Raw genomic sequence first — 15,645 nt, 5'->3', positions numbered from 1 at the left:
ACGAAGTGATCTGTGGCACTGCGTCTTTTTGAAATTCCTGCTCACATTGACGGGTAGTATTGGCCGTAACCGTACGAATATTGCCGTTCTGGTGGCATGCCAATCCGGCTGCCCGGCAATCAACCCAGGGGGACCCGGCTTTGGACCTACGAGACTACTTGCGCATGTTCCGCCGAAACTGGATCATAATTGCCGCATCTACCCTCATCTGCCTTTTTATGGGCGGAGCCATCTCGGTCCTTGCCAAGCCGACATACAGGAGCGAAACTCAGCTTTTCGTTGCGATTCAGAGCTCAGGCACGGTGCAAGAGTTGGCTCAGGGCAATACGTTCAGCCAGGCGCGGGTGCAGTCCTATGTCCAGACTGTCGACTCGCCGATCGTGTTGCAGCCGGCAATCGACGCCCTTGGGCTGGACACCACCGCGCAAGAACTGGCTTCTAAAGTGAAGGCCACGACCGACGTCAACACAGTTCTGATCAACATTGCAGTGGAAGACACGTCCCCTGTTCAGGCAGCAGCAATAGCTCAGGCCGTGGCCAATAGCATGATAAAGGCAGTCGATTCCCTTGAGACGCCAAAGAACGGTGGGGCTTCACCGGTTAGCCTTTCAGTTATCAAACCTGCGACTGCACCGTCGGCGCCATTTGCTCCAAATACGCGAGTTAACCTGCTACTTGGGGTCGTTGTCGGCCTTGGCCTGGGTGTAGGCATCGCCGTATTGCGCTCCACTTTGGACAATCGCGTCCGTGGCGAAGCCGACCTCCGAAGAATTACCGATCTCCCGATGCTTGGTGGAATCACGTTCGATCAGGACGCCACACGCAAGCCACTCCTAACTCAAGCTGCACATCAAAGCCCTCGAGCCGAATCCTTTCGCCAGCTTCGCACCAACCTCCAATTCGCGAATGTTGGTGGAAAGTCAAATAGCGTCCTCATGACCTCGTCCCTTCCGGGCGAAGGTAAAACCACCACAGCGACGAACCTCGCCATCGCGCTTGCTCAGTCGGGACAAAGTGTCTGCCTAATCGACGCAGATCTCCGACGACCCATGGTCAACGATTATCTTGGTTTGGACCGGAATGCAGGATTGACAACAGCCCTGTTAGGCGCGGCTGATGTCAATGATCTGCTCCAGGCTTGGGGCGATGACAATCTATATGTGCTTGCTTCTGGTCAGATTCCACCAAATCCGAGCGAACTCCTCGGATCTCAAGCTATGGCGGCACTTCTCGCAGAGCTAGAGCGGGCGTTCGACGTCGTCATTATCGATGCTCCGCCCCTTCTCCCGGTCACGGACGCTGCGGTGCTCTCACCCCATGTCGGAGGCGTGGTCGTCGTTGTAGGATCTCACAAGCTTAGAAGTCAAGATCTTGAGAAATCCCTCACAGCCCTTGAGATGGTTGGTGCCAACGTCTTCGGCGTCGTCATGAACCGACTCCCCGCGAAGGGTCCTGACGCCTACACCTACGGCTACTACAATCTCGACGAAACCCCGACCCACGGCGCCAAGTCCAAGGGCCGTAAATCGGATGACATGCCGCTTTCAGGACACGGCAGGCAAACGGATGATCGAGGGCGTGCTGCAGATACTGCTGCACCGCGACCCGCCTCGTCTTTTCCATCCGAGAGGGTGAACCACACACACTAGGGAAGCTCGCCTGAGGCATTCTGCCGAACCGGCAGCAGCCGCTGCACGCCCCTGGAGGATTGGCTGATGCGAACAGCTTTAGGTTCCGCTCCGTTTGATGTGCTTGGTCGCAATGTTGTTCGTTTCGATCTTCGGAATCGTAGCGCCAGTGACGATGAGACCTTCGAATTCTTGCACCGCATTGAGAGGTTCGCCATAGACGGTTCGGATTCGGCTGGGCGAATTGTTCGACACGGCCCTGCTGGCGGTCCTTCGCGATCGCCGCGTCGGCTAGTGACCCGATCCTGAGCAGTTCTTGGAACTTGCTCTCTGACCAACCAGCCCGCCTGCACCTTCCTGGTGACAAAGAGGTTCTCCGTGGTTCGTGGTGAAACGGATTCCGTGTCTTGAAAGCTGAAGGGCTCGAAGTCCTGCTGTGATGGATGTTCTCTACGCATTCATCAAGAGTCAGGAGCTACGAGCCTTGATCGAGCCTACTTCCCCGCGCCCCGATGCTGCCACCGCCATCTTCAACCTGCCCGACTACCGCGTCACAGACACTGCGATCCTCACTTTCGGGCAGCGCCGAATCAGCATCGATGCCACCGCCGAGTCCGGCTGCCCCGCCTGTGGTGTGATCAGCGCCCGCGTGCATTCCCGCCGGCCACAACGTCTGCGCGATATCCCTGTCGCTGGCCCGGTTGAGGTGATCTGGGCCAAGCGGAGATTCGCGGAGGAGACCGCCCGGGTCCCGCGCCGCGCTCGGTCTACCCGCCGGCTCCGCGACGCCCTCGTGGCCGCCGTGATCGGTTCCGGAAGGGCCGCCGCGGAGGCTGCCTCCTCGTTCGGTGTCTCGTGGTGGCTGGTCCAGCGGGCTTTGGATCCGGCGGCGCTGACGCTGCCTAACGTTGACGCCCTGGCACCGCGGATGCTCGGCATCGATGAACACCGCTACCGGTCCGTGCGGTTTTCCGCGACCCAGCGACCAAGGTCTGGAAACGCTACGAACCGTGGATGACCACCATCGTGGATCTGGACACCGGCCAGGTCCTCGGGATCGTGGACGGCCGCGACAGCGAAGGCGTCGGAGACTGGCTATTCGCCCGGCCGCTCCAGTGGCGCCTGGGCGTTTAGGTCGTCGCGATCGGCCCGTCAGCGGCGTTCCGCAGGCGTTGCGGATGTGGCTCCCGCGCACTGCTGTCTCGGTCGACGCGTTTCACCTGGTCAAGCTCGGCAACGATATGCTCACCGAAGTCCGGCAGCGGCTAACCCAGCAGGTGCATGGCCGGCGGGGACGCTCCATCGACCCGGTCTGGGCGCCGACGCGGCTGCCGAGAAAGACCGCATGCAGGCCTTGGTAGGACAAGCCACTCAGCCGGAAACCAACCGGCTCTGGCGGACGGTCTGCCGGTGGTGGAAAGAGATCGAAGTTCTCATTGTCACCGGCGCGAAAACGGCGAAAGTGGAAGCCAACAACACCGCGATCAAGCACATCAAACGGACGGGCCGGGGATTCACCAACGCACGCAACTACACAACGCGTATCCTGTTGCGCTTTGCCGCCAGAACAGCGGCATGAACATTCATCACGGCAGAAAATTCACCACGAACCGTGAAGAGCCGCGAAAGTGGACCTCAAAGCCCTGGTGAGGCCGCCGCGAAGCCGGAGACGAACAAGCTCTACCGGACCGGGTGCCGGTGGTGGAAAGAGATCGAAGTCCTCATCGTCGCCGGCGCCACCACCGGCAAGGTCGAGGCCAACAACACCGGCATCAAACACATCAAACGCACCGCGCGCGGCTACCGCAACCCCGACAATTACAATGCTGCGGACGGACCGACCAGCTGGTGTAGCCGGCCGTACCTCGTCCAGGGAGATAGGCCAACTCCCACCGCGGCATGCACCCACCAGCCAGCTCCGGGACGGCCTCGTCAGCGCCGACCCCCTAAGCGTTTACAACTTCGGACGTGGATCACCACCAACCGCGAAGAGCCGATATCGTCCGGATACAAGCGTTGGCTAGGCTTGCTGGAGAACAGACGTGCTGGAGGGAAGCTAGATGCCCTACTTTCAAGGAGCGGGCTGAGAAATACCCTTGCGATCCACGATTGACAGCCACTTGGGGCAGATATTCTCAGCCAAGCGGCCTTCCTCGGCTAAACAGCCGCGTCTTGTATCGCTCAATGGGTACCTCGAGGATTCTCCAAACTAGCGAGCCCAGCACCACGCTGATGACAAGCTTCAGCGATATCAGGATGGGACCATCGATCCCTAAGTCTACCCAGTCAATAAGATGATAAAGAGGTACATGAACGAGGTAAATACTGTAGCTTGACAAGCCAATAATCTGCAGGAACCTCATTTCGCAAAAACCAGAATATATTCGACTGAGGATATCTCGCGGTCGCTGCATGCCATATATAAGGATTAAAGCGATAGCAAGAGATTGCAAAAAGTAACGAAGGGTATCTTTGAAAAACTCATTCGGAATGGCCGTGGCAACAAGGAAGAGCAAAACTGCTGATACAAACACCCAAGACTTGGCCGCGAAGGTGGTCAGCGCTCCGAATACACTCACTTTTCCAACGCGCTCCGACACAGAAGCGTAAATCGTGGCTGACAATATCCCCAAGGCAATAGAGTCCAAGCGAGAGTCCGTCCCAAACTCAACTCTATACTCAGAAGCCCCAGCAGCGGCCAGAACGAACCGAGTAACTAAGGCCCAACCGATGGCCGCCACGGCTAGGACCTGCAAGGTGCGCATATAGGCATTTAACCGCGAAGCAAAGATCCAAAATATCGAGAAGCCAATGTAGAACTGTTCTTCGATGGCCAAACTCCATGTGACACCGGAACCAGGCAAGACGGCCCCATCTGCAGAAATGCGGACCCAGTTGTAGAAGAAAAAAATCTGGCCTAGAAAAGCGTACCAGTCTATTCGCGCAAAAAAAGAGTAGACGAAAGTTGGTATCACAATGACCACAAATAGGGGTGGCGCGAGTTTGAGAATTCGTTTTATATAGAATTGTCGGGGATCAAAAGATCCAGTTCGCATTCTTTCACGTATGAGAATGTGGGTGATGATGAAACCCGAAATGGTAAAAAATATCGTTACACCGGCACCCCCCGGCACAATGGTTCCAAGTCCGGCATGAGAGACGGCCACGAGCAATACGGCTAGTGCGCGCAATGCATCAATGTGTTTGAACCGGGCCGAACTTCTTCTTGTCGACGTATCGGTTCCGAATTCACCCAATCGCTGCGTCACAACATTTCCCCCTTCAATAAACGGTTATAGAAACTCATTAGTTTCGCAATCTTTGAACCATTTTCGTCGGTTGAACTAACTCCAGCCGTTCGGAATGAACACCTACGTAAGCCGCAGCAATCATTAGTACCGATGAGGCGATTGGACCGAAGAACGATTCCGCGAAGAGTGCTGCGGACGCCCAAACAGCGAGGAGAACGGTCGAGCCGGGCCCTAGAGACCTAGCCATTTGAAGGACAATCACGACAAGACCCGCTACGCATAGGATGCCACCCTGATAGGCGAGCGTCCCCCAGGCACTCTCACTTCCTGTAGACAGCCATGCGACTCTTGTGACGGTCGGGTCAAAGAGCTTTAGGAAATTGCCCCCAGTTCCGAGTCCGTGCCCAAAGGGTGTGGCTATAAGACTCTGGAATCCACTAACGAGTCCGGCCATGTGTATGCTCGTGCTCTCGCCACCCGATGCAGCCACGGGATTGGTGAACACGGCTTGAAGGTAAGCCGGCCCCTTTACCAAGGTTGCATATCCAAGTGTTACTACGAATGCGGCTGCACCGGACCACAGCACGACTAACCGCGGACTCATCGATCTAGAAAGAAGGAGCCTGGCGATGGCCGCGATGAAGAACATCATCAAGCCATTCTTTGTCGCTGCAGACGCCAACGCGAACAAGGACCCTGCGAAGCAAAGAATATCCGTTGTGGAATGCAGTCTTTCTCTTTCTGCGAAGCGCAGCACCCATAAGACCACGAGAACCGATGCAGCCATGTAACCCGCGTTGACCGGTTCAAGAAGAAAGCCACCTATTCTTGCAAGTTCAACCCCAAACAGTGAGGTCGTCTCGGAAAGTGAGTTCAGGCCCCCGAGGGCGTCGGCGTTGAAAAAGTCACGCCAATCCCCAGTTGTCACAAAGAATTCGCCAATTGCCCCCGTTACGAGCCAAAAGGTCGTGGCAGCGAGAATTACGCGCAGAAAGTTTGCTCGTTCTTTCAATTCTGTGCTTGCAGAACAGGCAAGCGCTACAAAGAGAACAGCGATGGTAACCGTGAAATTACGCAATGTTGCAATAGCAACAGGACTAAAGCTGGTGATGTTCGACAGAAGCCCAATAGCGTAGACCACGATTCCCGAAAGAAGTAATTTGTCGGTTGAGGCGATCTTTACAATCTTCGGAATGTGGAAAATTAGAGCCAGAACAATGGCAATAGTTTTGGCCTCCGTGACTACCAAGGGCACAGATCCCTCAGCATCAGAAAACCAAAGTCCGCTGACTACATTCTGAAGTATTACGAGGTGCAGCCAATACATGAAAAAGTGTCGCGCATCAGCAAACAAAAAAGAAAAAGTGACGATAACGAGTAGCGCAACACTTACGAAGGCTGTCATTACAGGGTCTAAGAACGTACTCAGCACAACCGGAGCACCGTAGGTGATGTTAGTGCCAAGTAACGCAAGGAAAAAGGATGCTAACCCTGACCAAGACCTAGTTTGGCCTCGGTTCCCTCTTCGTAGAATCCCAGTGGGATGTGTTGCGGAGATCGACATGAGCCGTCAAGAAGCCTGCGCAGGCAGCGCAGTATCAGTGAGGAGCCTGAAGTTTGCCTTCGAAAGCGACTCTACGGCAGGGAGCGAGGATTTCCACTCTGAATTCTGTTTCATAGCTCGGGGTATCAGCTTCGCTACTTCGTGTCCAAAACCAACTTGTGGATCAACATAGAAATCAAGACCTTGAAAATGCCTGTAGAGCCCCTCCACTTTGCCATGAGTTCCCAGCGTAATTGGAACTACCCCACGGCCCAGAGCCATAACAGCCAGGTGCATGCGTCCCGTGATGACTAGATCGGCATCTCGACAGAGGCTTCTGATCGTACTTGGAGGCAGCATTGAGTCGACCAGTGTCACGTTGGTGGAAGGGGAAAACATCTCCAGAATCGTCCTGCATTGCTCCAGATCATCCCCTGTTGCCCTAAAAACATGCGGCAAAAGAACCACCGAGAAGTTGTTCTGCAGGAGTTCGTTGACTATGGTTACGTACTCTTCAGTTTGCGGCACTTTCTTGGCAACCAGACCACTGGCGTTCACCAGCGCCACGTTGCGGCCTTCCTTGCGCGCGGCCTTGCAGAAAGCGGACAGCCCGTGCTGAGCATCCATGGTGTCGTCACTGAAAACGATGTCCGAAGTCAGAAGAGCGGTGACAATGCCTTGGTTAAGTGCTCGCTCCTGCGACGTGGCATCGCGAAAGTTCAATTGCGCACCAGCGCGGCCAGCACGCGCCAAGGCACTAGCGCAGGAGCCGACGGCTGAGTTTGCCCAGCTGCATCCTAGAAGAACACTGGGGATGTGGTGCTTGGCTGCTAGCCATAGCGCTGAGCTACGTGCCAGTGATGCACCGGGATTGTAGGCGCCGTCCATGAGGTCCGCCCCTACGACGCTAAAAGTTCTTGCGGTAGACATCAATCGAGCAAGCTTGAGTGCATTCCCGAACCGCAAGACAGGGGGCAGATATATGAAGCCGCTAGCGGATTCAAATTTCACACGATCGCGGTCGGCAAGAGGGATAGTCAAAGAGTCTGCCGTAGTGCCAACAACTGTGATGTTGCCTTTGAGTGCTCTAAATGCTGCCTCAATCAGCGCCTGATCGCCGATGTTCCCACCGCCAGTCGGGGCCATAATGATGTGGCTTGGCGACTGGATGGAGCCTGAGGACGATCGCAGCAACTTCGCGATCATGAATGAGGCTCCGTCTGACAGGCAATGCAGGCGGTAATAAAGAGTGCTACTAACCACAGATTCATACAACTTCGAATCTCTAATAACTCGAGCGAGACTTCGCAGGTTCATTTCTCTCCTTAGACCTGGCAGGAAGGCCAACGACCGGGGCATTTATGCAGGCCTTGAAATCGGCTCCGCCGCTAGATAAATTTCATAACTTGTTCAAGACCGCGGCGCTCTGAACGCGCAACTCGGTGGCCTTGATCCGCGTGACCAACTGCAATCAGCACGACGATATCCTCGTGACCGTCGATGCCAGTTTCACGCCGCAACCTTTGGCTGCTCTTGTTAGTGGCTGACCAGTTCAGCATGCAAGTCTGTAAGCCGACTCCGTGGAGGGCCCAAACCAATGTCATGGCAAAAAGACCGCCATCGACCCATCGTTGGTTGCGCTCTGTCGCCCCGGTGAAGAGTCGAGAGTCGACTGTAACTACGGCGACCGCGCTGACGGAGGATCGGAACCCAGCGTTGCCGTTTTGCAACCGCAAGACTCTCTCAACGTCGGACTGCTCAGTGAAGTAATAGACCCTGCCCGCTTGGCGATTGCATACAGACGGAGTGTTGAGGGCCCATGTCGTGGCGAGAGCCAACTGCTCTTTAGCAACAGACCTGGCGGGATCAAAATTACGGACACTTCGACGAGTGGTGAAGAATTCCTCCAACTCGTCTTGATCCACCCTAAGGGCACTATTCGGTATGGAAGGGCTCACAAGGTCATCGATGCGCCCGGTCTCGTTCCATTCAGAAAGTGCACGCAAAGCATCCTCGGCGTAGCCTACGTAAGCGGCGTCTGGATGCCGGCGTCTAGCTTCGGGAACCAGAGTTGTGAGACGCTCATGAACATCTATGCCGAACGGCCGTCTCGGATTCGGAAGGGTCAGTCCCTTTTCTACCCGATGGTAATCCTTCGTTATTTGTGCCTCTAGTTTGCTTATTGAATCTCCGCGACCCACTACTCCATCACGAGGAGAGCTGTGCCTCATGTAACGAATAGCGTCGATGGAAAATTCGACTGCATGCTCAATGGGAGCTAACAAGTGTCCCGCGGCTCTAATGATTGGCCTTGGCAAGACACTCTTGAGGTAACGCTTCATCTGGGCCCCCGTCCATATTCGTTAATTGGCCCACGTTCTGAGAAGTGGGAGTTCTGAGTGGGCTACGCCAGTGTGCTGCAGGACCAGTGCCACACGCGTGTCCAAGGTATACAGTATTCGATTCGAGCCTAGTTTTTCTGCCAGATGAGCAGGCGACGCCACTGTAGCGCTGTACGCAAACTCTCGCCTGCAGCCAATCCAACCTGGGAACCAGCTGCACCATCTGTAAAAACTCCTACCGTCATCATTCCCAACGTTAGCGGGGCAGTGATCAATTTTAAGCTCAAGGATTGGCGAACATCTCCAGCCGCCTTCAGCCCAATCATTGCTACTGTCGCTAGTCCCAGGGCCAGAGTGGCAGCGGCCGCGAAGGGGAAGACTCTAAGAGTTACATCTGAACTTTCCCCGAGCAACGTTCTGACTATGTCGTTCGGCACAACGGAAACTACTAGTCCGGCGGCCCCCACTGCAACAACCTGGACGAGTGAAAGAACACCTACGGCTTGCAGGACACGCCGACGCTTGCCGACCGAGGCAAGACGGGCCAATTCGCCCCCAAGGGCGACGCTGGCGCCGCGCATGACCAGCAGGATCGGGACGAGCAGGACCTGGCTCCCGCGGATTGCTGCAGCGTCTGCCAGCGAACCCCATGCCGCCACAAAATAGACCGCTGCATTCGCGACGCCGTTTGCTACTACAAAATCGCCAAAAAAGTGCACAATCGTGCGACTTTGACCAGAAAACCAGTCTGTCGCCCCCCGCAAACTGATCCCATAGCGAGCCAGAACAACACCACTTACGCCCGCAACCCATGAGCAGGCGACCCACAACCATAAGAACCCAGAGAGGCTGCCGGGTGTGAACAGAAACACCATGGTCAGGACGATCGAGATCACATAAGTTACGTCGACAGCTAGCGCAACAAGCTGCCGCCCCTCGGAGATCAGGTAAAAGCGATTGGCATCCTGTAAAAAGAGGGCGGGGATGCCAACTGCCAAAATCCCGAAAGCATTAGCGGCCGAGGGCACTATGAAGCCCAAAGCCACGAGCCCAAGCGCGGCAATTAAAGAAAGCATCAAACCAGCCGAGGCAGACTGGGAAATCCGGATACTTACCTGATGTCGCTCTCCGACAGAGTGGTCAAAGAGAAAAACTTCGGCTGTGCTGGCTCTAATCGAGCCAACCACAACTATCCAGGTAGATATGGTGATGGCAAAAATACCGAAATCAGCTTGCGGCACCGACCTCGCAACGATGATGGACAAGACCATCGTGGCGATACTCGCAATTCCCTGAGTAAGGATGCCTAGGAAAACCTTCGCCAGCTTATTCAGCACCGGAGCTCAATACCAAACACGTCGAGTATCACAACGTGCGGCTGCAGACCAAATGCCATTACCGGCGACGCGGCAGCAAAGACCGAACGAATATCGGAAGAACACGCGGTCCCCTCACGAGGTATCTCTTGGCAAGACGACTCGGATCATCCGAGAGTCTGAACAGCCACTCAAGTCCTGAGTTCTGCATCCACTGCGGAGCACGTCTAACACTCCCCGCGGCAAAGTCGACTGCCGCCCCGGTGCCGATGTACACAGCAGGTGGAAGTGAGTATCGCCAGTGCATGAACCACGTTTCCTGTTTCGGAGCGCCCAAGCAGAGAAATACGACGTCAGGCTCCGCGCTCGTCAGAGCTTCAATGGTGTCCAAGCTTCGCGGATCATCAACCCCGTCCAAAAGCGGAAACGGTATGCCAACTATTTTGGCATGAGGGTTATCCCGGGAAAGTTTCTCAGCTGCTTCCGCCAAGACGTCGTCGCGTCCACCGGTAATAACAATCGACCTGCCTGAAAACAACGGAGATGCGCATACCGCCGGTAGCAGGTCAGCGCCGGTGTTGCGGTGCACGTTCTTCTGACCGAGCAGTCTGGCCAATATTTTCAGAGGCATTCCATCCACAATGCGGAGTGATGCATGGCTGAAGGCCTCCGAAAATAGTTCAGATTCCTGGAGAATCAGTATCTGATCTACATTTGGAGTCACGATGAGCGCCGGCTCACTGACGTCCGACAAGGCTGCTACTTCTTCAACCAATCGGTCCATGCTGTCCGTAAAAATCGGCATCCCGTTAAGGCGATAGCCTTCAGTCTCGTCAACGTCGAAATTTATGCTCGTCAAAATACTCCCCCCGGAGAATTAGTGGTTCCGCTGAGAGACCTTGGACTTTGCAGCCCACCCAGCCGGTATCGCGGCCTGCGCGCCGTAGGACAGCCTGATGGCCATGGTACTGGAGAGAATCAATCCCGACCAAGCCGATGAAGGAGCATCTCGTAACTTGTTTGTGACCGGACTTCGTCCATTATGACGCCATGCGCGAGCGCCACATCGACGTGTCAAGTAGCGGTCGAATGCGTCGATACTGAATCGACTTTGATGCCCTGAACGATTATGTTGACGCTGCCGCCCACTGTATTCTGGCGGCGGACAACCTAGTCAACTTGGGAATAATTTTGGGGATGCAGCGTGGACACGGTTTCTGATTGGCGAGTAAAGACGTCCCGCATCCTAGGCATCGTCGATGCCTTTGTCATCGTCTGGGCGGTGGCTGGAGCCTTCGTTGTGAGGTTTGGTCTCGATCCCAGCTTCGTGATTTCTGGCCAAGAATTTACATACGCCTGGCTATCAGTGGTCCTTGCCGTCGCATGGTGGCTGATGCTTGGAGCATGGAACAGCAGGCAGAGCCGAGTCCTAGGTGCCGGCCCCGATGAGTACAAGCGGGTAGCAGCGGCTTCGCTCTGGCTTTTTGGGCTTGTCGCGATAGTGTCCTACGCTCTGCGCATTGACACCGCTCGGGGTTACGTCGGCGTGGCGCTGCCAGCCGGTCTAATTGGGCTTCTGCTCGCACGCTGGTTCCTCAGACAACACCTGAGTGTCAACCGCGGCCGAGGCGACAGTATGTCTCGGTTGTTGCTGCTAGGTGGCCCGGGGGCCATCCAGCATCTTAGTAAATCCCTGGCGGGAGCCCGGCATGCGGGCTATGTGGCCGTCGCCGCCCATATGCCGGGATCGAATGCAGACGATTCAGACACTGGCTTACCGATCGTAGGCAACGAAGCGAGCGTGACCTCGATCCTTCAGTCGATTGACCTATGCAACGCTGACGCAGTCGCCGTATCTGCAGGCGTCCAACTCCATCCCAAAACAATTCGGGAATTAGGCTGGGAGTTGGCTGCGCGCAACGTTGGTCTCATCATGGCCCCCGCGTTGACGGACATAGCTGGTCCGAGAATCCACACACAGCAAGTCGCTGGCCTGCCACTGATTCACGTAACAACCCCGACGTTGGAAGGCGGCCAGAGGGTCGCCAAGCGTTTGTTCGATGTCGCCGCGTCCGGCCTCATATTAATCCTGGCTCTGCCAGTCATGGCAGTCATCGCCGTGCTCGTCAAGTTGGATAGCAAGGGCCCGATATTCTTCAGGCAAGAACGAGTCGGGATTGAAGGGCGCCGGTTCGCAATGCTGAAGTTCCGTTCCATGGTGGAAGACGCCGAAGCGCGTCTGCGCGATCTGGAGCATCGAAACGAAGGCAGCGGATTGCTCTTCAAGATGAAACATGATCCGCGTGTGACCCGAGTCGGTGCGGTTCTTCGCAAATACAGCCTGGACGAATTACCTCAACTCTTTAACGTCCTTGCGGGCTCGATGAGTCTGGTGGGCCCACGCCCTCCTCTTCCACGTGAGGTCGAAGCCTACGAGCAAGAAGTACGACGAAGGCTCCTGGTCAAGCCTGGCTTAACTGGACTATGGCAGGTCAGTGGACGCTCAAACCTGTCTTGGCAGGACTCTGTACGTCTCGACCTCTACTACGTGGAAAACTGGTCCCTCGCGGGCGACTTAGTCATTATTCTGCGCACCGCAAGAGCTGTCTTCCACAGCACCGGTGCGTACTGACCACGACCACAGTCGCTGCTCATCATCCCCGGGAAAGGGAACCCCAAACTCATGTCTTATGCTCCTGAGTCAAGTCCTGCGCGGGAAAGCAAGAGAAATAAGCGCAGACCCAGACGCGTGCGCCTTACTTACGTCCTGCTCACCGGCGCACTGGTTCTGGCGTCCGCTGTGGGCTGCGCAGCGTGGCTAGCCGTAAAGGCAACCGATCTAAAGTCAGAGCTAGCATCCGCGATCAGTTTAGTTCCGGAGCTCAAAGCCGCCATCGTGGCCCAGGATCCTTTGGCGGCAAGCGAAACAGTTGACGCTCTCCGCATTCACACGGCAGCGGCGCGCAGTACAGCGGGAGATCCGCTATGGACACTCGCGGGTGCTATTCCGTGGCTAGGACCTAACTTTCAGGCAGCCACGGAAGTCGCCACAGCGGCCGACGATGTGGCTCAACTTGGGGCTGCACCGCTCGTGGAAGTTTTTCAGTCACTGGATTGGGAGACGCTCACTCCGCAAGATGGAGCTGTCGATATTGCGGCAGTCCGTGAAGCAGAACCTAAAGTCGTGTCTGCCGCCCACGCTGTCAAGGAGTCGTCAAATCGTCTCGACGACATTAGCGTTGAGGGACTACTCCCCCAAGTCGCTGAACCGCTAAATAACGCTCGGAGCGAGCTTAGAGGTCTCAGCGCCGAACTCGGCATCGCCTCCGACGCGTCAACTGCGATTCCGGCCATGATGGGGGCAGACGGCCCCAAACGCTACCTCCTGATGATCCAGAACAATGCGGAACTGCGTGCTTCGGGCGGCATACCAGGTGCCCTGGCAGTATTGACGTTCGACGAAGGCCGTCTCAGTCTCAGCGAGCAGACCAGCGCCACAGCGCTGGGAGCGATGGCGCCGCCGGTGTCGGTGGATCTAGAGCAGCAGCAGATCTATTCTGGGCGAATTGGAAAATTCATGCAGGATGTGAACCTGACGCCAGACTTTCCAAGTGCCGCAAAAGCTGCACATTCCATCTGGGAAAAAAAGACCGGCGAACGCCTCGATGGCGTGATGTCAATGGATCCGGTCGCATTGCAGCACATTCTGAATGCGACCGGACCGGTAAAACTGACTAATCCAGAGGTTCTGGCACTAGCCGGACCGTCGCTACCTACCGAACTCAGCGGCGCAAATGTTGTCAAAACGCTTTTATCGGACGTTTACTCCGAGATTGCCCTCCCGGAACTTCAAGACGTTTACTTTGCCGGTATAGCCAGCGAGATCTTCAAAACGTTCTCCACCTCGAGCGCCGATCCCGGCGCCCTGTTGGATGGAGTTGTGGAGGCAACAGCTGAAGGGCGAGTACTCGTATGGTCGGCGTCGTCGGCAGAGCAGAAGATTCTCGCGAAGTATGCAGTCAGCGGTTCGGTGAGTGGACCTAGCGTCTCTCCTGCAGAGTTCGGCGTCTACTTCAACGACGGTACGGGCGCCAAGATGGACTACTACGTGAAGCGGACAGTCCAGCTGGTGAAGGAATGTGCCAAAGATGGCTACGAACAGACGACCGTTCGAATAACAAGCATGAACACAGCTCCGGCTGATGCAGCCACGTCCCTCCCGGCTTACGTGACCGGGAACGGGAATTACGGCGTGCCCGCTGGATCTGTGCAGACAAACATCGTGGCCTATGGTCCGATCCAGGCAAATGTAGAGACGGCGAAGGTGGACGGCGCAAAGACTGAGTTCGCGCCTTATCTCCACGGCAACCGGCCCGTGGGCGTTCTTGCCGTTCGACTTGCTCCGGGCGAAAGCCGGACCGTGGAATTCACATTCGGTAAGATTGTCCAGCACACCGAGCCTGAACTTGTTGTCACACCCACCGCTCAGGCTGTAAAGGATGTGATACTCGACACGGAAATTGCGCCCTGCCAGCCGTAGTTATGGACGGCGCGTTAACACTATGTAAACCGACTGGATTGACGTTGCTCACAGCACATGCCGAATGGTAACGTCTTTTTGGGATATCTATCCGGCATTTCTGCACAGGTCTCGTGCGGTCGAGGAAACCTCCTCAATTCGGGTACATCTAAAAAACTTAAACGTCTCCGGGGGGACACACATGAAAAAGACACTCGCAGCACTCGCATTGGCTGGTTCCATCGCACTTATCGGCTCAGCGCCGGCAGTCGCAGCCACCTACCCGCCTCTTCCGCCGCAGGCAGCCGTTTCTGACGGCACCGTTGGTCCTGGCGAAACGTTCGTCTTCCGTGGCCAGGGCTTCCTTGCCGGCGAATCACTGACCATCACCGTTACGCCGGGCAACCCGCCGGCAGCGTCCGGCGCCAACATCGCCGGCGGTACCTCCTTCTCCGCCAAGATCCCTGTCTTCCTGGCACCGCAGACGTTCAGCGCAACTGCTGACGCCCAGGGTGCAGTTGCCTTCCCGATCTCCATCAGCGCAGCAGGCACGTACTCCATCACGGCAACTGGCAACACCTCCGGCGTCACCGTCGGTCCTGTCACGGTTGTTGTGGATCCCTCGTTCGCTAGCTCGGGCGCTCCGCTCGCCACCACGGGTGGCGGTGCTGGCCTGGCTAACACCGGTGCTGACTCCGGACTGGTTCTCTGGACCATCGTCGGCGCTGGCGCACTTGCCGCCGGTGCCGCTTCGGTAGTTGTTGTTCGTCGCCGCGCCAAGACCGAGGTAGCTGCGTAACCGCAACACCCACAAGCACCAAAGAGGGTGGGTGGTTCTCCGGGAAACCGGGGAAGCACCCACCCTCTGCATTTAAGCCAAGAACGTCTCCCGAACTGACTTTGTCCGTGGTATTTATTAGAGCTATGGGGAGACATTGGCGCAGAACACGGTGGCAGTTCGACTTCTCCATGCCCCTGCCGGGCCCCCAGGCCCTCCCCTACCTCCTCCTGTGCCTCCTCTCAGCCGCTGCCTTTGGCACAGCATT

General features: G+C 56.3%; 11 protein-coding genes and 1 pseudogene. 6 read left to right on the top strand and 6 right to left on the bottom strand.

Annotated elements, in window-relative coordinates:
- Nucleotides 1–164: 164 nt before the first annotated feature.
- The 3 genes and pseudogenes from V9L17_RS12730 to V9L17_RS12710 all read left to right on the top strand — a co-directional run bounded on the left by V9L17_RS12730 (nt 165) and on the right by V9L17_RS12710 (nt 3,741).
- Nucleotides 165–1,649 (top strand): polysaccharide biosynthesis tyrosine autokinase, encoded by a 1,485-nt coding sequence (locus tag V9L17_RS12730; protein ID WP_443198034.1) that lies wholly within the window; start codon nt 165–167, stop codon nt 1,647–1,649.
- Nucleotides 1,650–2,112: 463 nt separating this feature from the next.
- Nucleotides 2,113–3,207 (top strand): annotated as a pseudogene (locus V9L17_RS21315) (transposase).
- Between the two features lie 33 nt (nt 3,208–3,240).
- Nucleotides 3,241–3,741 (top strand): transposase, encoded by a 501-nt coding sequence (locus tag V9L17_RS12710; protein WP_337351688.1) that lies wholly within the window; start codon nt 3,241–3,243, stop codon nt 3,739–3,741.
- A gap of 22 nt (nt 3,742–3,763) precedes the next feature.
- Here the strand turns inward: V9L17_RS12710 and V9L17_RS12705 are convergent, their stop codons facing one another.
- The 6 genes from V9L17_RS12705 to V9L17_RS12680 form a co-directional block, all read right to left on the bottom strand.
- Nucleotides 3,764–4,897 (bottom strand): acyltransferase family protein, encoded by a 1,134-nt coding sequence (locus tag V9L17_RS12705; protein ID WP_337351687.1) that lies wholly within the window; start codon nt 4,895–4,897, stop codon nt 3,764–3,766.
- A 37-nt stretch (nt 4,898–4,934) separates the two neighbouring features.
- A complete protein-coding gene (locus tag V9L17_RS12700; protein ID WP_337351686.1) occupies nt 4,935–6,284 on the bottom strand; it encodes a hypothetical protein in 1,350 nt (449 codons plus the stop codon).
- Between the two features lie 165 nt (nt 6,285–6,449).
- Nucleotides 6,450–7,628: a polysaccharide pyruvyl transferase family protein gene (locus V9L17_RS12695; RefSeq protein WP_337351685.1), complete on the bottom strand. Its 1,179-nt coding sequence runs from the start codon at nt 7,626–7,628 to the stop codon at nt 6,450–6,452.
- Nucleotides 7,629–7,810: 182 nt separating this feature from the next.
- Entirely contained in the window at nt 7,811–8,347 is a 537-nt protein-coding gene (locus V9L17_RS12690; protein WP_337351684.1) for a nitroreductase family protein, read from the bottom strand.
- A 545-nt stretch (nt 8,348–8,892) separates the two neighbouring features.
- Nucleotides 8,893–10,101, bottom strand: a complete 1,209-nt coding sequence (locus tag V9L17_RS12685) for a hypothetical protein (RefSeq protein WP_337351683.1) — start codon at nt 10,099–10,101, stop codon at nt 8,893–8,895.
- A 58-nt stretch (nt 10,102–10,159) separates the two neighbouring features.
- Complete coding sequence (locus V9L17_RS12680) at nt 10,160–10,939, bottom strand: WecB/TagA/CpsF family glycosyltransferase (protein ID WP_337351682.1); 780 nt, start codon at nt 10,937–10,939, stop codon at nt 10,160–10,162.
- A 345-nt stretch (nt 10,940–11,284) separates the two neighbouring features.
- Here V9L17_RS12680 and V9L17_RS12675 point away from each other — a divergent pair, with 345 nt between their 5' ends.
- The 3 genes from V9L17_RS12675 to V9L17_RS12665 all read left to right on the top strand — a co-directional run bounded on the left by V9L17_RS12675 (nt 11,285) and on the right by V9L17_RS12665 (nt 15,398).
- Complete coding sequence (locus V9L17_RS12675; protein ID WP_337351681.1) at nt 11,285–12,712, top strand: sugar transferase; 1,428 nt, start codon at nt 11,285–11,287, stop codon at nt 12,710–12,712.
- Nucleotides 12,713–12,829: 117 nt separating this feature from the next.
- Entirely contained in the window at nt 12,830–14,620 is a 1,791-nt protein-coding gene (locus V9L17_RS12670) for a DUF4012 domain-containing protein (protein WP_337351680.1), read from the top strand.
- A 181-nt stretch (nt 14,621–14,801) separates the two neighbouring features.
- Nucleotides 14,802–15,398, top strand: coding sequence for an LPXTG cell wall anchor domain-containing protein (locus V9L17_RS12665; RefSeq protein ID WP_337351679.1), 597 nt, complete (start codon nt 14,802–14,804; stop codon nt 15,396–15,398).
- The last annotated feature ends 247 nt before the right edge of the window (nt 15,399–15,645 follow it).

It is taken from the genome of Pseudarthrobacter sp. CCNWLW207 (genome assembly GCF_037203945.1).
Classification (GTDB): Bacteria; Actinomycetota; Actinomycetes; order Actinomycetales; family Micrococcaceae; genus Arthrobacter.
Note: the sequence above shows the minus strand (reverse complement) of the source record. Positions and strands in the feature narration are given on the sequence as shown.

Excerpts from the sequence above, each read along its gene's own strand:
- V9L17_RS12730 (WP_443198034.1), top strand. The coding sequence starts at position 165 with ATGTTCCGCCGAAACTGGATCATAATTGCCGCATCTACCCTCATCTGC.
- V9L17_RS12700 (WP_337351686.1), bottom strand. The coding sequence starts at position 6,284 with ATGACAGCCTTCGTAAGTGTTGCGCTACTCGTTATCGTCACTTTTTCT.
- V9L17_RS12695 (WP_337351685.1), bottom strand. The coding sequence starts at position 7,628 with ATGATCGCGAAGTTGCTGCGATCGTCCTCAGGCTCCATCCAGTCGCCA.
- V9L17_RS12665 (WP_337351679.1), top strand. The coding sequence starts at position 14,802 with ATGAAAAAGACACTCGCAGCACTCGCATTGGCTGGTTCCATCGCACTT.